This is a genomic window from Pseudomonas sp. WS 5146 (assembly GCF_012985495.1).
Taxonomy (GTDB): Bacteria; Pseudomonadota; Gammaproteobacteria; order Pseudomonadales; family Pseudomonadaceae; genus Aquipseudomonas; species Aquipseudomonas edaphica.
Genome location: NZ_JAAQWL010000004.1, coordinates 116,852 through 135,561, shown reverse-complemented (window position 1 = coordinate 135,561; position 18,710 = coordinate 116,852). Strand labels below are relative to the sequence as shown.

14 protein-coding genes are annotated in these 18,710 nt (G+C 61.3%); 13 read left to right on the top strand and 1 reads right to left on the bottom strand.

Going from position 1 to position 18,710, the window contains the following annotated elements; genetic code table 11:
• Nucleotides 1-9 precede the first annotated feature (9 nt).
• From rnr to HBO41_RS12815, 13 genes are all read left to right on the top strand, one after another.
• Nucleotides 10-2,646 carry a ribonuclease R gene (gene rnr / locus HBO41_RS12875; protein ID WP_017138454.1) on the top strand — a complete coding sequence of 879 codons (2,637 nt, stop codon included), beginning with the start codon at nucleotides 10-12 and terminating at the stop codon, nucleotides 2,644-2,646.
• Nucleotides 2,643-3,398: a 23S rRNA (guanosine(2251)-2'-O)-methyltransferase RlmB gene (rlmB, locus tag HBO41_RS12870; RefSeq protein WP_017138453.1), complete on the top strand. Its 756-nt coding sequence runs from the start codon at nucleotides 2,643-2,645 to the stop codon at nucleotides 3,396-3,398. The genes rnr and rlmB overlap by 4 nt, the downstream gene beginning before the upstream one ends.
• A 327-nt stretch (nucleotides 3,399-3,725) precedes the next feature.
• Complete coding sequence (gene rpsF, locus HBO41_RS12865) at nucleotides 3,726-4,148, top strand: 30S ribosomal protein S6 (RefSeq protein ID WP_003217491.1); 423 nt, start codon at nucleotides 3,726-3,728, stop codon at nucleotides 4,146-4,148.
• Nucleotides 4,149-4,176: 28 nt separating this feature from the next.
• The gene (gene rpsR, locus HBO41_RS12860; RefSeq protein ID WP_002551829.1) at nucleotides 4,177-4,407 is read left to right on the top strand and encodes a 30S ribosomal protein S18; all 231 of its coding nucleotides are present in this window, start codon (nucleotides 4,177-4,179) and stop codon (nucleotides 4,405-4,407) included.
• Between the two features lie 36 nt (nucleotides 4,408-4,443).
• On the top strand, nucleotides 4,444-5,337 hold the full coding sequence (locus HBO41_RS12855; protein ID WP_099548099.1) for a hypothetical protein: 894 nt from the start codon (nucleotides 4,444-4,446) through the stop codon (nucleotides 5,335-5,337).
• An 18-nt stretch (nucleotides 5,338-5,355) separates the two neighbouring features.
• Nucleotides 5,356-5,802 carry a 50S ribosomal protein L9 gene (gene rplI / locus HBO41_RS12850; protein ID WP_003171376.1) on the top strand — a complete coding sequence of 149 codons (447 nt, stop codon included), beginning with the start codon at nucleotides 5,356-5,358 and terminating at the stop codon, nucleotides 5,800-5,802.
• Between the two features lie 110 nt (nucleotides 5,803-5,912).
• The gene (gene dnaB, locus HBO41_RS12845) at nucleotides 5,913-7,310 is read left to right on the top strand and encodes a replicative DNA helicase (RefSeq protein WP_017138451.1); all 1,398 of its coding nucleotides are present in this window, start codon (nucleotides 5,913-5,915) and stop codon (nucleotides 7,308-7,310) included.
• 190 nt (nucleotides 7,311-7,500) lie between these two features.
• A complete protein-coding gene (locus tag HBO41_RS12840) occupies nucleotides 7,501-9,804 on the top strand; it encodes a YgiQ family radical SAM protein (RefSeq protein WP_169986531.1) in 2,304 nt (767 codons plus the stop codon).
• Between the two features lie 161 nt (nucleotides 9,805-9,965).
• Nucleotides 9,966-10,898 carry a hypothetical protein gene (locus HBO41_RS12835; protein ID WP_017138449.1) on the top strand — a complete coding sequence of 311 codons (933 nt, stop codon included), beginning with the start codon at nucleotides 9,966-9,968 and terminating at the stop codon, nucleotides 10,896-10,898.
• Nucleotides 10,895-11,344, top strand: coding sequence for a hypothetical protein (locus HBO41_RS12830; protein ID WP_169986529.1), 450 nt, complete (start codon nucleotides 10,895-10,897; stop codon nucleotides 11,342-11,344). The genes HBO41_RS12835 and HBO41_RS12830 overlap by 4 nt, the downstream gene beginning before the upstream one ends.
• 187 nt (nucleotides 11,345-11,531) lie before the next feature.
• The gene (locus HBO41_RS12825) at nucleotides 11,532-14,822 is read left to right on the top strand and encodes a transglutaminase family protein (RefSeq protein ID WP_169986527.1); all 3,291 of its coding nucleotides are present in this window, start codon (nucleotides 11,532-11,534) and stop codon (nucleotides 14,820-14,822) included.
• A 159-nt stretch (nucleotides 14,823-14,981) separates the two neighbouring features.
• Entirely contained in the window at nucleotides 14,982-17,468 is a 2,487-nt protein-coding gene (locus tag HBO41_RS12820) for a circularly permuted type 2 ATP-grasp protein (protein WP_169986525.1), read from the top strand.
• On the top strand, nucleotides 17,468-18,358 hold the full coding sequence (locus HBO41_RS12815) for a transglutaminase family protein (RefSeq protein ID WP_169986523.1): 891 nt from the start codon (nucleotides 17,468-17,470) through the stop codon (nucleotides 18,356-18,358). The genes HBO41_RS12820 and HBO41_RS12815 overlap by 1 nt, the downstream gene beginning before the upstream one ends.
• Nucleotides 18,359-18,404: 46 nt before the next feature.
• On the opposite strand, the gene HBO41_RS12810 is transcribed toward HBO41_RS12815, so the two are convergent.
• A complete protein-coding gene (locus HBO41_RS12810) occupies nucleotides 18,405-18,587 on the bottom strand; it encodes a hypothetical protein (RefSeq protein ID WP_017138444.1) in 183 nt (60 codons plus the stop codon).
• Nucleotides 18,588-18,710: the final 123 nt, after the last annotated feature.

Genomic DNA, 18,710 nt, shown 5'->3' with positions numbered 1-18,710 from the left:
AACTCTCTAATGGCCGATTGGCAGTCCCTCGATCCCGAGGCCGCTCGTGAAGCGGAAAAATATGAAAACCCTATTCCTAGCCGCGAACTGATCCTGGCGCATCTCGCCGATCGTGGTTCGCCTGCTAGCCGCGAGCAGTTGGTTGAAGAGTTCGGTCTGACCACCGAAGACCAGCTCGAAGCCCTGCGCCGCCGGTTGCGTGCCATGGAGCGCGATGCTCAACTGATCTACACCCGTCGTGGCACCTATGCGCCTGTGGATAAGCTCGACTTGATCCTGGGCCGCATCGCCGGCCATCGGGATGGCTTCGGCTTCCTGATCCCGGATGACGGCAGCGACGACCTGTTCATGAGCCCGGCGCAAATGCGCCTGGTATTCGACGGCGACCGTGCCCTGGCCCGCGTTTCCGGCCTGGACCGTCGTGGTCGCCGTGAAGGCGTGATCGTCGAAGTGGTGTCCCGTGCCCACGAGTCCATCGTTGGCCGTTACTTCGAAGAAGGCGGCATCGGCTTTGTAGTGCCGGATAACCCGAAGGTCCAGCAGGAAGTGCTGATCACCCCGGGTCGCAATGGCGCCGCCAAGGTCGGCCAGTTCGTCGAGGTGAAAATCACCCACTGGCCAACCGCGCGCTTCCAGCCACAGGGCGATATTGTTGAAGTGGTCGGCAATTACATGGCGCCGGGCATGGAAATCGACGTTGCGCTGCGCACCTACGATATTCCTCACGTCTGGCCGGAGGCTGTGCTCAAGGAAGCCGCCAAGCTCAAGCCGGAAGTGGAAGAGAAAGACAAAGAAAAACGCATCGACCTGCGCCATCTGCCGTTCGTCACTATCGACGGCGAAGATGCCCGCGACTTCGACGATGCGGTCTATTGCGAAGCCAAGCCTGGCAAGCTGCGCCTGTTCTCCGGCGGCTGGAAGTTGTTCGTTGCGATTGCCGACGTCTCCAGCTATGTGAAGATCGGTTCGGCCCTGGATAACGAAGCCCAGGTGCGCGGCAACTCCGTGTATTTCCCTGAGCGCGTGATCCCGATGCTGCCTGAGCAGCTGTCCAACGGCCTGTGCTCCCTGAACCCGAAAGTCGACCGTTTGGCCATGGTGTGCGAGATGACCATCTCCAAAACCGGCGAAATGACCGACTACCAGTTCTACGAAGCGGTGATCCACTCCCAGGCGCGCCTGACCTACAACAAGGTCAGCACCATCCTGGAAGCGCCGAAGACCAGCGAAGCCAAGGCCTTGCGTGGCGAATATGCCGACGTAGTGCCGCACCTCAAGCAGCTTTACGCGCTGTACAAGGTGTTGCTGGGCGCACGTCATGTACGTGGCGCAATCGACTTTGAAACCCAGGAAACCCGGATTGTCTTCGGTTCCGAGCGCAAGATCGCGGCCATTACGCCGACCACGCGTAACGATGCGCACAAGCTGATCGAGGAGTGCATGCTGGCGGCCAACGTGGCCACCGCAGAGTTCCTCAAAAAGCACGAAATTCCTGCCCTGTACCGTGTTCACGACGGCCCGCCGCCGGAGCGTTTGGAAAAACTGCGCGCTTTCCTCGGTGAGCTTGGCCTGTCCCTGCACAAAGGCAAGGACGGCCCGACGCCGAAGGATTACCAGGCGCTGCTGGCCAGCATCAAGGACCGTCCGGATTACCACGTGATCCAGACCGTGATGCTGCGCTCGCTGAGCCAGGCGGTGTACAGCGCCGATAACCAGGGCCACTTCGGCCTGAATTACGAGGCGTACACCCACTTCACTTCGCCGATTCGTCGTTACCCGGACCTGCTCACGCACCGGGCGATCCGCAGCGTGATCCACTCCAAGCAGAACACCCCGCACGTCAAGCGCGCCGGTGCCATGACCATTCCGAAGGCACGGATCTATCCGTACGACGAAGCGGCCCTGGAACAGCTGGGCGAGCAGTGCTCCATGAGCGAGCGCCGCGCCGACGAAGCCACCCGCGACGTAGTGAACTGGCTCAAGTGCGAGTTCATGAAAGACCGCGTGGGCGAGTCGTTCCCAGGTGTGATCACTGCCGTGACGGGTTTTGGGCTGTTCGTCGAGCTGACCGACATTTACGTCGAAGGCTTGGTGCACGTCACTGCGCTGCCGGGCGATTACTACCACTTCGACCCTGTGCATCACCGCCTGGCGGGCGAACGCACCGGTCGCAGCTTCCGTTTGGGCGACACCGTGGAAGTGCAGGTCATGCGCGTCGACCTCGACGAGCGCAAGATCGACTTCGGCATGCCCGACAAGCCGACCGAAACACCGACTGGCCGTAAAAAGCGTGGCAGCGAACCGACTGCGCCAGCCAGCAAAGGCAAGGGCGCGCCTGCGAAAGCAGCGGCTACCGAGCCTGCGCCAGCCAAGGCTGCTCGTCGTTCGTCCACCAAGGAGAAGGCCCCTGAGGCCTACCGCCCGAGCGATGCAGCGGCGAAAAACGCTGAAGTGCGCAAGAGCCGTGAGTTGAAGCAGCAGTTGCTCAACGAAGCCAAAAGCGGTGGTAAAGCGGCGTCTGGGGGAAAGTCCCACGGGGCGGAAAAGCCGTCGAGCAAACCGAGTAAACACCGTAAAGGCCCGCCTAAAGCGGGTTCGGCCCCCGCGAAAAGCGGCGGGTCGCGCAAACCTAAGGCCAAGTCATGAGTCTGGAAAAAATCTACGGCGTGCACGCCGTAGAAGCACTGCTGCGTCATCACCCTAAACGCGTCAAGCAGGTGTGGTTGGCCGAAGGCCGCAGCGAGCCGCGTGTACAAGCGCTGGTCGAGCTGGCTACGCAAAACAAGGTTGCCATCGGCCAGGCCGAGCGCCGTGAAATGGACGTGTGGGTCGAGGGCGTTCACCAAGGCGTGGTTGCGGACGTAAGCCCGAGCCAGGTCTGGGGCGAAGCGATGCTCGACGAGCTGCTCGACCGTACCGAAGGCGCACCGCTGTTGCTGGTGCTGGACGGCGTGACCGACCCGCACAACCTCGGCGCTTGCCTGCGTTCGGCCGATGCCGCCGGTGCGCTGGCGGTGATCGTGCCTAAGGACAAGTCGGCAACGCTGACGCCGGTCGTGCGTAAAGTTGCGTGCGGCGCGGCGGAAGTGATTCCGCTGGTGGCCGTGACCAACCTGGCGCGTACCCTGGAGAAACTCCAGCAGCGCGGCCTTTGGATCGTGGGCACTGCAGGCGAAGCCGAGGTCAGCATTTATGACCAGGACCTCACCGGCCCGACCATCCTGATCATGGGGGCCGAAGGCAAAGGCATGCGTCGCCTGACCCGCGAGCACTGCGATTACCTGGTGAAATTGCCGATGGCCGGTAGCGTCAGCAGCCTCAACGTGTCGGTTGCCACCGGCGTGTGCTTGTTCGAGGCTCAGCGTCAGCGCGGTGCCAAGGCCAAGAGCAAGAAGTAACCCGATCAAAAATGTGCGGCCGGGCTTGTATGGGAGCTGGCTTGCCTGCGATAGCATCACCTCTGTATCACTGATACACCGAGGTGCCTGCATCGCAGGCAAGCCAGCTCCCACAGAATTTCAGCTCCCGCAGTCGTTTCAGGGTGTTTGGAAGATTGTTCAAATAATCACCAATCACCTTGCGCCGTTTCTCCCCCTTCTCTACAATTGCGCCCCTTGCCTTCCTGGCAGGCACCTATGTGCCTCCCTGCGGCAAGATCCATAAGTGTCATTCACTCCTTGTCTGACCGTTTTTGAGCGGCAGGCTACAACCCGTAAGGAGCATTCATGCGTCATTACGAAATCATCTTTTTGGTCCACCCGGATCAAAGCGAGCAAGTCGGCGGCATGGTTGAGCGTTACACCAAGCTGATCGAAGAAGACGGCGGCAAAATCCACCGTCTGGAAGATTGGGGCCGTCGTCAACTGGCCTACGCAATCAACAATGTTCACAAGGCTCACTACGTGATGCTGAACGTTGAGTGCACTGGCAAGGCCCTGGCCGAGCTGGAAGACAACTTCCGCTACAACGATGCAGTGATCCGTAACCTGGTCATCCGTCGCGAAGAAGCCGTTACCGGCCAATCCGAGATGCTCAAGGCTGAAGAAAACCGCAGTGAGCGCCGTGAGCGTCGCGACCGTCCTGAGCACGAAGGCGCTGAAAGCGCTGATAGTGATGACAGCGACAACAGCGATAACGCTGACGAGTAATCCACGGACCTTTTAAGGAGCCTATCAAATGGCACGTTTCTTCCGTCGTCGTAAATTCTGCCGCTTCACCGCTGAAGACGTGAAAGAGATCGATTACAAAGATCTCAACACTCTGAAAGCCTACGTATCCGAGACCGGCAAAATCGTTCCAAGCCGTATCACCGGTACCAAAGCACGTTATCAGCGTCAGCTGGCCACCGCTATCAAGCGCGCCCGCTTCCTGGCCCTGCTGGCCTACACCGACAGCCACGGCCGCTGAGACCGGGCAGTCGACAAGTAGTAAGGGATTGAATGCATGCGCGCCTTAGCTGAGTTCATCATGCGCGGTCGCGTGCAGGCCACTCTGGTAGTGGCCGGATGTGCAGCATTGCCGCTGCTTTATTGGTTGGGTGCTGCTGCAGGTTGCCTTGTGCTCCTGCGGCGCGGTTTGAAGGACGCCCTTGGCGTTCTTGCCCTGGGATTGTTGCCGGCCTTGATCTGGTGGCTTCAATTCGGTGATCCACGGGTACTTCTGGTACTGCTGGGGTCATCGAGCCTTGCGTTGGTTTTACGCGCAAGTGAGTCCTGGGTCCGCACGCTGCTGGTCAGCGTGGCATTGGGGTTGGTGTACTCAGTGATGCTTGGCGCGGCTTTCCGCCCGCAAATCGAAGCGCTGTCGCAAGAGATCGTCAAGATCCTGCCGATGGCCCTCGGGGATCTCTACCAGCAATTGTCGGTAGATGAGCGAGCGCGGTTTGCGTCACTGATTGCCCCGGTCCTGACCGGCCTGATTGCGGCATTGTTGCAGGTCGTCAGCGTGCTGAGCCTGATTGTTGGGCGTTATTGGCAAGCGTTGTTGTACAACCCGGGTGGTTTTGGTCGCGAATTTCGCAGTATCAGAATCCCAGCGGGGCCGGCGATGTTGCTGCTGGCGTGCATGGTTGTCGGGCCGAACTTCGGCCCACAGATGGCCTTGCTGGCGCCGATTTGCAGTGTACCGCTGGTGTTTGCCGGGCTGGCCCTGATTCACGGGCTGGTTGCGCGAAAGCGCCTGGCCAAGTTCTGGCTGGTGGGGTTGTACGTCACGATGTTGCTGTTTATGCAGCTGATCTATCCGTTACTCGTGGTTTTGGCCATTGTCGACGGCCTGATTGATTTTCGCGGTCGTCTGGCGTCGAAAGACGCCGATAACGCGAACGGTGAAGGTTAAAAGTTAGAGGATTTTCACATGCAACTGATCCTTCTGGAAAAAGTCGCCAACCTGGGCAACCTGGGCGACAAAGTGAACGTTAAGGCCGGCTACGGTCGTAACTACCTGCTGCCATACGGCAAAGCCACCGCTGCAACCGCTGCCAACCTGGCTGCGTTTGAAGAGCGTCGTGCTGAGCTGGAAAAAGCAGCAGCAGACAAAAAAGCTTCGGCCGAAACTCGCGCTGCCCAACTGGCTGAGCTGGAAGTGACTATCACTGCCACCGCCGGTGACGAAGGCAAGCTGTTCGGTTCGATCGGCACCCACGACATCGCTGATGCACTGACCGCCTCCGGCGTTGAAGTGCAGAAGAGCGAAGTTCGTCTGCCGAACGGCACCATCCGCAACGTAGGCGAATTCGACGTAGCCGTGCACCTGCACGCCGAAGTTGAAGCCACCGTACGCGTTGTCGTGGTAGCAGCTTAAGCAGCACCTAACTGACTGGCACCTCGCGTGTCAGCCAGTTAACATCGGGCACGATCCTGTTTACAGGTCGTGCCTTTTGTTTTTCTACACACCCCTAATTCCAAGTGGCCATGAACGATATTTCAGCTCCTGAGCAATACGATCTGCAAACCGCTGCCCTGAAGGTGCCGCCGCATTCCATCGAGGCCGAACAAGCCGTGCTCGGTGGCTTGATGCTGGATAACAACGCCTGGGAACGCGTGCTGGATCAAGTCTCGGACGGTGATTTCTATCGCCATGACCACCGCCTGATCTTCCGCGCCATTGCCAAGCTGGCCGACCAGAACTCGCCGATCGACGTGGTAACCCTGGCCGAACAGCTGGACAAGGAAGGCCAGACCTCCCAAGTCGGCGGTCTGGGCTACCTGGGTGAGCTGGCGAAAAACACGCCATCCGTCGCCAACATCAAGGCGTATGCGCAGATCGTTCGCGAGCGCGCCACGCTGCGCCAGTTGATTGGCATCAGCACCGAAATCGCCGACAGCGCCTTCAACCCCGAAGGCCGCACCGCTGCCGAGATCCTCGACGAAGCTGAGCGCCAGATCTTCCAGATCGCCGAAGCGCGGCCGAAAACCGGCGGCCCAGTCAGCGTCAACGACCTGTTGACCAAGGCCATCGACCGCATCGACACCTTGTTCAACACCGACAACGCCATCACGGGTATTTCCACCGGCTACACCGACCTCGACGAGAAGACCAGCGGCCTGCAGCCGTCTGACTTGATCATCGTCGCCGGCCGTCCATCCATGGGTAAAACCACCTTTGCGATGAACCTGGTGGAAAACGCCGTGTTGCGCAGCGACAAAGCCGTCTTGGTTTACTCGCTGGAGATGCCAGGTGAATCGCTGATCATGCGTATGCTTTCCTCGCTTGGCCGTATCGACCAGACCAAGGTGCGAGCCGGTCGCCTGGAAGACGACGATTGGCCGCGCCTGACATCGGCGGTCAACTTGCTTAACGACCGCAAGCTGTTTATCGATGACACCGCCGGTATCAGCCCATCAGAGATGCGTGCACGTACTCGCCGGCTGGTGCGTGAGCACGGCGACATCGCCCTGATCATGATCGACTACCTGCAGCTGATGCAGATTCCAGGCTCCAGCGGTGACAACCGCACCAACGAGATTTCCGAAATCTCCCGGTCGCTCAAAGCCCTGGCCAAGGAATTCAACTGCCCGGTGGTGGCGCTGTCCCAGCTCAACCGTTCCCTTGAGCAGCGCCCGAACAAGCGCCCGGTGAACTCCGACTTGCGGGAATCCGGAGCGATCGAGCAGGATGCTGACGTGATCATGTTCGTGTACCGCGACGAGGTGTATCACCCCGAGACGGAGCACAAAGGCATTGCCGAGATCATCATCGGCAAGCAGCGGAACGGGCCAATCGGCTTTATCCGCCTGGCGTTTATCGGTAAGTACACGCGCTTCGAGAACCTGGCGCCGGGCAGCTATAACTTCGACGATGACGAGTAAGTTTCAGCGCCTGTAAGGGCCTCATCGCAGGCAAGCCAGCTCCCACACTCGAACGGTGAATACCTTCAAATGTGGGAGCTGGCTTGCCTGCGATTGCATCAGCACAATTCCGACCATTACCGTCGGAATTGGTCAAAATTTGTGCTATATTCCGCGCCCGCGATTTTTCATCTCAACACCGGTCACCGTCATGCAAACAGCCAAGCCGTTATTTGACTATCCCAAGTACTGGGCCGAATGTTTCGGTCCTGCGCCATTCCTGCCGATGAGCAGGGAGGAGATGGATCAGCTTGGCTGGGATTCCTGCGACATCATCATCGTCACCGGTGATGCGTATGTGGATCACCCGTCGTTTGGCATGGCGATCATCGGCCGGCTGCTGGAGTCCCAGGGCTTTCGCGTCGGGATCATTGCGCAGCCGAACTGGCAGTCCAAAGACGACTTCATGAAGCTCGGCGAGCCGAACCTGTTCTTCGGCGTCGCGGCCGGCAACATGGACTCGATGATCAACCGCTACACCGCCGACAAGAAAATCCGCTCCGACGACGCCTACACCCCAGGCGGCATGGCCGGCAAACGACCGGACCGCGCCAGCCTGGTGTACAGCCAGCGTTGCAAGGAAGCCTACAAGCATGTGCCGATCGTGCTCGGTGGCATCGAAGCGTCCCTGCGCCGCATCGCCCACTACGACTACTGGCAGGACCGTGTGCGCAACTCGATCCTGATCGATGCCTGCGCCGACATCCTGCTGTACGGCAACGCCGAGCGGGCCATCGTCGAAGTTGCCCAGCGCCTGTCGTGGGGCCACAAGATCGAAGACATCACCGACGTGCGCGGCACCGCGTTCATTCGCCGTGACACGCCTGCAGGCTGGTACGAGGTGGACTCCACGCGTATCGACCGTCCGGGCAAGATCGACAAGATCATCAACCCGTATGTGAATACCCAGGACACCCAGGCCTGCGCCATTGAGCAGGAAAAAGGCCCGGTTGAAGACCCGGAAGAAGCCAAGGTCGTACAAATTCTTGCCAGCCCGCGCATGACCCGTGACAAGACGGTCATTCGTCTGCCGTCCATGGAAAAAGTCCGTGGCGACTCGGTCCTGTACGCCCACGCCAACCGCGTGCTGCACCTGGAAACCAACCCAGGCAACGCCCGCGCTTTGGTGCAGAAGCATGGCGAAGTGGACGTGTGGTTCAACCCGCCGCCCATCCCTATGACCACCGAAGAAATGGACTACGTGTTCGGCATGCCTTACGCCCGCGTCCCGCACCCGGTGTACGGCAAGGAAAAGATCCCGGCCTACGACATGATCCGTTTCTCGGTGAACATCATGCGTGGCTGCTTCGGTGGCTGTACTTTCTGCTCGATCACCGAGCACGAAGGCCGCATCATCCAGAACCGTTCCGAAGAGTCGATCATTCGCGAAATCGAAGAGATCCGCGACAAAGTGCCAGGCTTCACCGGCGTGATCTCCGACCTCGGCGGCCCGACCGCGAACATGTACCGCATCGCCTGCAAGAGCCCGGAAATCGAATCCGCGTGCCGCAAGCCGTCATGCGTGTTCCCGGGCATCTGCCCGAACCTGAACACCGATCACTCCTCGTTGATTCAGCTGTATCGCAGCGCCCGTGCGTTGCCGGGTGTGAAGAAGATTCTGATTGCTTCCGGCCTGCGTTACGACCTTGCGGTCGAGTCGCCGGAATACGTCAAGGAACTGGTTACCCACCACGTCGGTGGCTACTTGAAGATCGCCCCGGAACACACCGAGGAAGGTCCGCTCAACCAGATGATGAAACCGGGCATTGGCAGCTATGACAAGTTCAAGCGCATGTTCGAGAAGTACACCAAGGAAGCGGGCAAGGAGCAGTACCTGATTCCTTACTTCATCGCCGCCCACCCCGGCACCACCGATGAAGACATGATGAACCTGGCCCTGTGGCTCAAGGGCAATGGCTTCCGTGCCGACCAGGTACAGGCGTTCTACCCGTCGCCGATGGCCACCGCCACCGCCATGTACCACTCGGGCAAGAACCCGCTGCGCAAGGTCACCTACAAGAGCGACGCGGTCACCATCGTCAAGAGCGAGGAACAGCGCCGTCTGCACAAGGCCTTCCTGCGCTACCACGACCCGAAAGGCTGGCCGATGCTGCGTGAAGCACTGACGCGCATGGGCCGCGCCGACCTGATCGGGCCGGGCAAGGATCAGTTGATCCCGCTGCACCAGCCGTCCACCGACAGCTACCAGAGCGCCCGTCGCAAGAACTCGACGCCGGCTGGCAGCCATAAGGTTGCGAAGGAGACCACCACCAGGATCCTCACCCAGCACACCGGCCTGCCACCGCGCGGCAGTGATGGCAGCAACCCGTGGGACAAGCGTGAGCAAGCCAAGGCGGCAGCTCAGGCGCGTAACAAGCAGGCGGCTAAAGAACGCAGTGATGCGGCGAAGGGCAAAGGCGGCAAGCCTGCGCGCAAGCCGGTCGTGCCGCGCTGATCGCAACCTGAATATGCAAAACGCCAGCCTCGTGCTGGCGTTTTGCTTTCTATTCGATGGCGTGCCTGTTTGTTAAGGTGTCGCCCATTAGATCGCCATCGCAGGCAAGCCAGCTCCCACAAAGCCGGCCCGGCCACCCTCATATTCAAGGAAGAACACCCATGAGCAACCCCCTGCTCTCCATCGGCATGGACTCCAACCGCTCCCAATTCATGGCGCGCCAGCGTATCGAAAGCCAGATCAACCTGCCACGGTTGTTCGCCGCCATCGATGCCGACCCCGGCATTGTCGGCGCCGGTGTGGTGTACATCGACGCCGACTTCAATGTCATCATCCTGCGCGAATTCAAGCCCCTCTGCAGCATTAAGCCCAAGCGCATCATTTTGCGCGAAGCACAGAAGTACATTTCGCCCGCGCAATTTGTGGAGCAGGTCAAGACCGACCCACGGGAAGAACGCCTCAGAAAAGAGGCGTTTGATATGGGCTTGTCGTGCACCGCCGCGATTATCGGTTGGATCGTGGTGTTCAGCGGCAGCGTCGCCGTGCCTTTTACGGCGGGCGCCAGCGCGTTCGTGGTGGGCATTGGCGTGACGGCGGCGCTGGCCAGCAGTGCGCAATGCGGGTTTGGCGTGGCGCGTACCTACAACGAGATACTCGACCCTGACGCTAACGACCGGATGGATGACGCCGAATGGTTCGGCGCTGTTTCAACCATCCTTGATACGGCTTCCCTGGTGGGGATCGGCACCGGCGCGCTGACCACGGTGAAGCTGCTCAGGGCCAAAAAGGCTGCCGCTCTGGGCAAGAGTTGGTATGAATTGCTCAAGGGTTTAAATCGCCAGGAACGCAAGAAACTGACCAAGGAGCTGCTAAGCCTGCGCGACCCCAGCCTGACGCCCAAGTTGCTCAAGTTGCAGCAGCGTGCAGGCAAACTGACCAAGAGCTTCAGCTCCACGGAAATTCGGCATGCCACCCTGACCCAGATGAAAGACGCATTGGGCGGCATCCTCGGTATCGTGGGCAGCTACCGCAGCGGTAGCGTGGGCACTGCCACCACCCTTGCAATCGGCTTGTACGAGGACCTCACCGAATGAAAGGTTTCCCCGACATGGGCAGTTTCCTCGCGCGCTATTTCCCGGTGTTCATGGGCACGATCTTCATGGCGATCTTTTCCGGCGCGTCTGCTGTATCCCTCGCCGGCGTGACGTATTTGCGGGGTGTCGATCCGTCGCTTAAATCCGACTACTCAGGCCTGGCGATTTTGCTGCTGGTGGCGGTGCTGGTCTTTGCCAACGTGATGGTTGCGCGTGGCCGCCCATGGGCCACCGGCCTGGTTGCGGGTTACCTGGGCTGCTGCCTGCTGTTTGTGCTGCCGATGATCCAGCACCCCATTCCCAAACTGGTCTACGGCTCGGCTGTGCTCTTTCCGCTGTTGGGGTTGCTCCTGCTTAACAGCAAGCGCCACCGCGAAATGCGCCAAAAGCTGCTCGAAGTCCGCCACCTTCGCGAAGCCACGATCGCTCGCCACAAAACGCGCTGACTGGGTAGATTCACCACCCGGCCTCACACGCACGCCACAAATATGTGCAAGCCTTGCACCACGGCACCCACGTTGGCGCCGTTTTGGTGCTGTACTGCACCGGGTCTTACGATAAAGCGCAATGACGGCCGCTCTGGCATAAGTCTTGCGCGCTTTGTGTTCATGCCCTGGCTCGCAGGAGGCCGCCGTGTCGATTCATGTCGCGTTGCACCACGTTACGCATTACCGCTATGACCGCGCTGTCGAACTCGGCCCACAGATCGTGCGCTTGCGCCCGGCTGCCCATAGCCGCACGCGGATCTTGTCTTACGCGCTCAAAGTGCTGCCCGAGCAGCACTTCATCAATTGGCAGCAAGACCCGCAGGGCAATTACCTGGCGCGCCTGGTATTCCCGGAAAAGACCGATGAGTTGCGCATTGAGGTCGACCTCGTCGCCGAGATGGCGGTATTCAACCCGTTCGATTTTTTCCTCGAGCCCTACGCCGAAAAAATCCCCTTCAGCTACGCCGCCGATGAGCAGCGCGAGCTGGCGCCGTACCTGGAAACCTTGCCGCTGACGCCAAAGTTTGCCGCCTATCTGGCCGGCATCGACCGCACGCCGCTGCCGGCTGTGGATTTTCTGGTCGGGCTCAATCAGCGCCTGGCGGCCGACATCGGCTATTTGATCCGCATGGAGCCGGGCGTACAAACGCCGGAATTCACCTTGGGCGCCGCATCTGGCTCCTGCCGCGATTCGGCGTGGCTGCTGGTGCAACTACTGCGCAACCTGGGGCTGGCGGCGCGGTTTGTGTCGGGCTACTTGATCCAGCTCACCGCCGACGTCAAAGCCCTCGATGGCCCGTCCGGCACCGAAGTCGACTTCACCGACCTGCACGCCTGGTGCGAGGTGTATTTGCCCGGTGCGGGCTGGATCGGCCTGGACGCCACCTCCGGGCTGTTCGCCGGTGAAGGGCATATCCCATTGGCCTGTAGCCCTGATCCTTCGTCCGCTGCGCCAATCAGCGGGCTGGTGGAACCCTGCGAGTGCGAATTTACCCACGAGATGTCGGTGGAGCGCATTTGGGAAGCGCCGCGCGTCACCAAGCCCTACACCGAAGAGCAATGGCTGGCGATCCAGGCGTTGGGCCGGCAGATCGACGCCGACCTGCTCAAGGATGATGTACGCCTGACCATGGGCGGCGAACCGACCTTTGTCTCCATCGATGATCCCGACGGCGCCGAGTGGAACACCGCGGCGCTGGGGCCGGACAAGCGTCGCCTGTCCGCCGAGCTGTTCCAGCGCATGCGCACACACTACGCGCCCAAAGGCCTGGTGCATTTCGGCCAGGGCAAGTGGTACCCCGGCGAGCAACTGCCACGCTGGTCGCTCAATTGCTACTGGCGCCGCGACGGCGTGCCGATCTGGCACAACAGCGCGCTGATCGCCGATGAACAACAGGACTACGGCGCCGATGACGTGATGGCCGGGCGCTTCCTGGCCAGTGTCGCCGAGCGCCTTAAACTGCCGGCACGCTTTGTGTTCCCGGCTTTCGAAGACAACTTCTACTACCTGTGGCGCGAAGGTGCGCTGCCGCAAAACGTCACCGCCCAGGACCCGCGCCTGAGTGATGACCTGGAGCGCGAGCGCCTGCGCAAAGTGTTCAGCCAGGGCCTGGATAAAGTCATCGGCCAAGTGCTGCCGCTGGCGCGCACGGCGGCCAATGACCGCTGGCAGAGTGGGCGCTGGTACCTGCGTGATAACCACTGCCGTCTGGTGCCGGGTGATTCGCCCTTGGGTTACCGCCTGCCGTTGGCCTCGCAGCCGTGGGTGACGGCGGCGGAATACCCATTTGTGCATCCCGCCGACCCGAATCAGGATCAGCCGGACCTGCCGACCACCGCGCAACTGCAAAGCCATGGCACGCCTGCGCCGAGCGACGAGTGCGTGCCCAAGGTCGACGAATCCGCCGATTGGCTGACTCGCACCGCCTTGTGTGCCGAAGCACGGGAAGGGCGTTTGTACCTGTTTATGCCGCCGCTGGAACGCGTCGAGGATTACCTGGAGTTGGTGGCCGCTATTGAAGCCACCGCCGAAGAACTGCATTGCCCGGTGTTGCTGGAAGGTTACGAGCCGCCGTTCGATACGCGCTTGAGCAACTTCCGGGTCACGCCGGACCCGGGTGTGATCGAGGTCAATGTGCAGCCGTCCGCCACTTGGGATGAGCTGGTAGAACGCACCGAGTTCCTCTACGAAGAGGCGCGGCAAACCCGCCTGACCACCGAAAAGTTCATGATCGACGGGCGCCACACCGGCACCGGCGGTGGTAACCACTTTGTGCTGGGCGGCGCTACGCCGAAAGACTCACCGTTCCTGCGCCGCCCGGATTTGCTGCGCAGCCTGATCAGCTACTGGCATAACCATCCGTCCTTGTCGTACCTGTTTTCCGGGCTGTTTATCGGCCCGACCTCCCAGGCGCCACGGGTGGATGAAGCGCGTAACGACGCGCTGTATGAGCTGGAAATCGCCTTCGCACAAATGCCCGAGCCTGGCGAAGAATGCCCGCCATGGTTGGTCGACCGGCTGTTGCGCAACCTGCTGATCGACGTGACCGGCAACACCCACCGCGCCGAATTCTGCATCGACAAACTCTACTCGCCCGATGGCGCCACTGGCCGCCTGGGTCTGTTGGAACTGCGTGCGTTTGAAATGCCGCCCCATGCGCGCATGAGCCTCACCCAGCAATTGCTGCTGCGGGCCTTGGTCGCGCGCTTCTGGCGTGAGCCGTATGCACCAGCAAAACTGGCGCGCTGGGGCACGGAGCTGCACGATCGCTTTTTGCTGCCGCACTTTATCGAGCAGGATTTTGCCGACGTGATCGTCGAGCTGAACGCTGCTGGTTACCCGCTGCGCGCCGAATGGTTTGCCGCGCACCTGGCGTTTCGTTTCCCCAAGGTCGGCGACTACGCCGTCAGCGGTATCGAACTGGAGTTGCGCCAGGCGTTGGAGCCTTGGCACGTGCTGGGCGAAGAAGGCGCCGTCGGTGGCACGGTGCGTTACGTGGACTCATCCCTGGAACGCTTGCAGGTGAAGTTGAGCGGCTTGGCGCCGCAACGCTACCTGCTGACCTGCAACGGCATCCCGGTGCCGTTGCAGCCGACCGGGCGTATCGGCGAGTTCGTCGCTGGCGTGCGTTATCGCGCCTGGCAACCGGCCAACTGTTTGCAACCGACCATCGCGGTGCATGCGCCGTTGGTGTTCGACTTGCTCGATACCTGGATGCAACGCTCGCTGGGCGGCTGCCAGTACCACGTCGCGCATCCGGGTGGGCGCAATTACGACAGCTTGCCGGTGAATGCCAATGAGGCGGAGAGCCGGCGCATGGCGCGGTTTTTCCGCCTCGGCCACAGCCCAGGCAAATTGCCTGTGCCGCCCTTGGTGATTAACGATGAACTACCAATGACCCTGGATTTGCGGCGTTTCCCCAATAAAAATGACTAAATGAGATCTAAAATGTGGGAGCTGGCTTGCCTGCGATAGCGGTGTATCAGCCAGCCAATCAGGTGGTAGGAAAACCGCTATCGCAGGCAAGCCAGCTCCCACACAAGATCGCGTTGAATTTGAGTTAATCTGAGCCCCCTTGCCTCTGCCGAGCGTTCCATGCCCGACTTGCTCGACCGTTACCCGCTCACTGCGGGCACCTATCACGAACTGCTCGACGACAGTGGCGCGGTGCGTGCCCATTGGCAGCGCCTGCTCGATCACCTGCAACGCAGTACGCCCGTGCAACTGGCCCAGCGCCAGGCGTTGCTGACCCGGCAGATCCAGGAAAACGGCGTGACCTACAACGTCTACGCCGACCCCAAGGGCGCCGATCGCCCGTGGGAGCTGGATTTACTGCCCCATGTGCTGGCCGCCGATGAGTGGCAGCATCTGTCGGCCGGTATCGCCCAGCGTGCGCGCTTGCTCAATGCCGTGCTGGCCGACCTGTACGGCCCGCAGCGCCTGATCAAAGAAGGCCTGTTGCCGGCGGAGCTGGTGTTTGGGCACAACAACTTCCTGTGGCCGTGCCAGGGCATTCAGCCACCGGACGGCGCGTTTCTGCACCTGTATGCCGTGGACCTGGCGCGCACCCCGGATGGCCGTTGGTGGGTCACCGCCGACCGTACCCAGGCGCCATCGGGCGCAGGTTACGCGCTGGAAAACCGCACCATTGTGTCCCGTGCATTCCCGGATCTGTACCGCGATTTGCAGGTTCAACACCTCACCGGTTTCTTCCGCACGCTCCAGGAAACCCTGGCCCGCCAGGCGCCCGGTGACGACCAGCCACCGTTGATCGTGCTGCTCACGCCGGGGCGTTTCAACGAAAGCTATTTCGAACACCTCTACCTGGCGCGCCAGCTCGGCTACCCATTGGTAGAAGGCGGCGACCTCACGGTGCGCGACAGCACGGTGTTCCTCAAAACCCTCAGCGGCCTGCGCCGGGTGCACGCGATCATGCGGCGCCTGGACGACGATTTCTGCGACCCGCTGGAGCTGCGCACCGACTCGGCGCTGGGCGTGCCCGGCCTGCTGGATGCGGTGCGCCAGGGCAATGTGCTGGTGGCCAATGCCTTGGGCAGCGGCGTGCTGGAGTCGCCCGGTTTGCTCGGCTTTCTGCCGAAGATCAACGAGTTTTTGTTTGGTGAAGAACTGATCCTGCCGTCCATCGCCACCTGGTGGTGCGGCGAGGCGCCGGTGCTGGCCGAAGCCTTGGAAAAGCTGCCGGAATTGCTGATCAAACCAGCGTTTCCTTCGCAAAGCTTCGCGCCGGTATTCGGCCGCGATTTGAACGAAGAGCAACGCCTGGCCCTGGCCGAGCGCATGCGTGCGCGGCCTTATGCCTATGTGGCCCAGGAGCTGGCGCAACTGTCCCAGGCGCCGGTGTGGCACACCGTCGACGACCATCTGCAACACCGTGCCATCGGCATGCGCGTGTACGCGGTGGCCAGCGCTGACGGCTACCGTGTACTGCCCGGCGGCCTGACTCGCGTGGCGGCTGAGGCGGATGCCGAAGTGGTGTCGATGCAGCGTGGTGGCGCGAGCAAAGACACGTGGGTGCTCGGCGATCGCGCTGTCGGCGGCGAGCATTGGCGTGCGCAAAGGGCGATTGGCGTACATGATCTGGTGCGGCGCGACCCTTATCTGCCGTCGCGCGTGGTGGAAAACCTGTTCTGGTTTGGCCGTTACTGCGAACGCTGTGATGACAGTGCGCGCTGGCTGCGCATTGTGCTGGCGCGTTATGTCGATGGCGACGACCCGCAAGCCTTGCAGGCCGCTGTCGAGCTGGGCGAGACCCTGCGCTTGTTGCCGGAGGAGGGCGAACTGCCCGAGCGCTTGCTTGCCGCTTTGCTCGGCGATGACTGGCCGTCGAGCCTGCGCGCCAACCTGCAACGCTTGCAGTGGGCGGCGTCCCAGGTGCGCGGCAAGTTGTCCCGCGAGAACTGGCAAGCGCTGGTGGAGTTGCAGCGCGAAGCCCTGGAGCTGGAAAGCGAAACCCCGGATTTTGGCGAGTTGCTGGACTTCCTCAACCGCCTGGTGATGTCCCTGGCGGCGCTGTCCGGGTTTGCCCTGGATGACATGACCCGTGATGAAGGCTGGCGCTTTTTGATGATGGGCCGGCGTATTGAGCGCCTGCAATTTCTCAGCAGCAGCCTCGCCGCGTTCCTGCGTGGCGTGGCGGTATTTGATCAGGCCGGGCTGGAATGGCTGCTGGAGCTGGGCAATAGCAGCATCACCTATCGCTCGCGTTACCTGGCCGTGCCGCAACTGATCCCGGTGCTCGACTTGTTGCTGCTCGATGAACAGAACCCGCATGCGGTGCTGTTTCAGTTGAAGCTGGTCAGCCGGACCCTGCGGCGTCTCAATGATGACTTTGGCGTGCCACGGGAAATCGGCCTGGCGCCGTTGGTGGAGCGCCTGTCGCGTTTTGATCTGGGCTGCCTGGAGAACCCGCTGTTCGGCGAATCCAGCGTACGTGCCGCGTTGGACGGCCTGGCGGACCTGCTGCAAGCGGTCGCCGATGAGAGCGGGCAAGTGTCGGATCGCCTGGCGTTGCGCCACTTTGCCCATGTGGATGATGTCAGCCAGCAAACGGTGTCGGTGTGATGAGTGCGCGCTACCAGATTTTTCACGATACCCATTACCACTACGACAGCCCGGTGTCCCTGGCCCAGCAGTTGGCGCACCTGTGGCCGCGGCCGTGCGCGTGGCAGCGCTGCAGTTCCCAGCAATTGGATATCAGCCCGCAGCCGTCGTCACGCCGTGATGAGCTGGACGTGTTCGGCAACCCGATCACCCGGCTGGCGTTCGAACGGCCCCATGATGAATTGCTGGTCAATGCCGGGCTGACCGTGGAAGTGCTGGCGCGGCCGGCGCTGGATTTCCAGCAGTCACCGCCTTGGGACCTGACGCGCGACAGCCTGACCTACAGCAGCCAGGTGCTGTCGCCGGAGATGCTCGAAGCCTGCCGTTATCGCTTCGAATCGCCCTACGTGCACCTGAAGAACACCTTCGTCGAGTTCTCCGAAAGCTGCTTCCCGCCAGGCGTGCCGTTGCTGCTGGGCGTGCAGGCCTTGATGCAGAAGATCTTCAGCGAATTCACCTTCGATGCCGAAGCCACCCAGGTCGCCACGCCCTTGGTGGAAGTGCTGGAGCGCCGACGCGGCGTGTGCCAGGACTTCGCTCACCTGATGCTCGCGTGCCTGCGCTCGCGGGGCCTGGCCGCGCGTTATATCAGCGGCTACCTGCTGACCCAGCCACCGCCCGGCCAGCCACGGCTGATCGGCGCTGATGCCTCCCACGCGTGGGTCTCGGTGTTTTGCCCGGTGGCGGGCTGGGTGGATTTTGATCCGACGAATAATGTGCAGCCGGCACTGGAGCACATCACTCTGGCCTGGGGCCGTGATTTCTCGGATGTGTCGCCGTTGCGTGGGGTGATTCTGGGAGGAGGGAACCATGACCCGGAGGTTCGGGTGACGGTGATGCCGCTGGAGTAACAGTGGGTTGGGGTGAGCAGGGAGGGCCTGCTCACCTCAACAAAATTTATTCAGCCGGGTCTTTCGGTGTCTCGGTGTCATCAGCAGCCACTTCACCTTCAGCATCCGGGTTCAGTGCGCCTGCTTCTTCATCGGCAGCGGCTTTCTTGCGTTGCAGCTTTTCCTCTTTCTTCTGCTCCTTGGCCAAGTCTCTCTGACGTTTGGCGAAGGAGTAATTAGGTTTGGCCATGGGCGATCCTCTAGGGTCGAAGGTGAGGGTGGGCGGCGCGCAGCTGCCTTGGGTCGCTATGGTAGCAGCTTAGCAGCGCGATTGGCCTTCACTTACCGCAGGCATACGCAGCCAACAGGCCGT

Excerpts from the sequence above, each read along its gene's own strand:
- rnr (WP_017138454.1), top strand. The coding sequence starts at position 10 with ATGGCCGATTGGCAGTCCCTCGATCCCGAGGCCGCTCGTGAAGCGGAA.
- rlmB (WP_017138453.1), top strand. The coding sequence starts at position 2,643 with ATGAGTCTGGAAAAAATCTACGGCGTGCACGCCGTAGAAGCACTGCTG.
- rpsF (WP_003217491.1), top strand. The coding sequence starts at position 3,726 with ATGCGTCATTACGAAATCATCTTTTTGGTCCACCCGGATCAAAGCGAG.
- rpsR (WP_002551829.1), top strand. The coding sequence starts at position 4,177 with ATGGCACGTTTCTTCCGTCGTCGTAAATTCTGCCGCTTCACCGCTGAA.
- HBO41_RS12855 (WP_099548099.1), top strand. The coding sequence starts at position 4,444 with ATGCGCGCCTTAGCTGAGTTCATCATGCGCGGTCGCGTGCAGGCCACT.
- rplI (WP_003171376.1), top strand. The coding sequence starts at position 5,356 with ATGCAACTGATCCTTCTGGAAAAAGTCGCCAACCTGGGCAACCTGGGC.
- dnaB (WP_017138451.1), top strand. The coding sequence starts at position 5,913 with ATGAACGATATTTCAGCTCCTGAGCAATACGATCTGCAAACCGCTGCC.
- HBO41_RS12840 (WP_169986531.1), top strand. The coding sequence starts at position 7,501 with ATGCAAACAGCCAAGCCGTTATTTGACTATCCCAAGTACTGGGCCGAA.
- HBO41_RS12835 (WP_017138449.1), top strand. The coding sequence starts at position 9,966 with ATGAGCAACCCCCTGCTCTCCATCGGCATGGACTCCAACCGCTCCCAA.
- HBO41_RS12830 (WP_169986529.1), top strand. The coding sequence starts at position 10,895 with ATGAAAGGTTTCCCCGACATGGGCAGTTTCCTCGCGCGCTATTTCCCG.
- HBO41_RS12820 (WP_169986525.1), top strand. The coding sequence starts at position 14,982 with ATGCCCGACTTGCTCGACCGTTACCCGCTCACTGCGGGCACCTATCAC.
- HBO41_RS12815 (WP_169986523.1), top strand. The coding sequence starts at position 17,468 with ATGAGTGCGCGCTACCAGATTTTTCACGATACCCATTACCACTACGAC.
- HBO41_RS12810 (WP_017138444.1), bottom strand. The coding sequence starts at position 18,587 with ATGGCCAAACCTAATTACTCCTTCGCCAAACGTCAGAGAGACTTGGCC.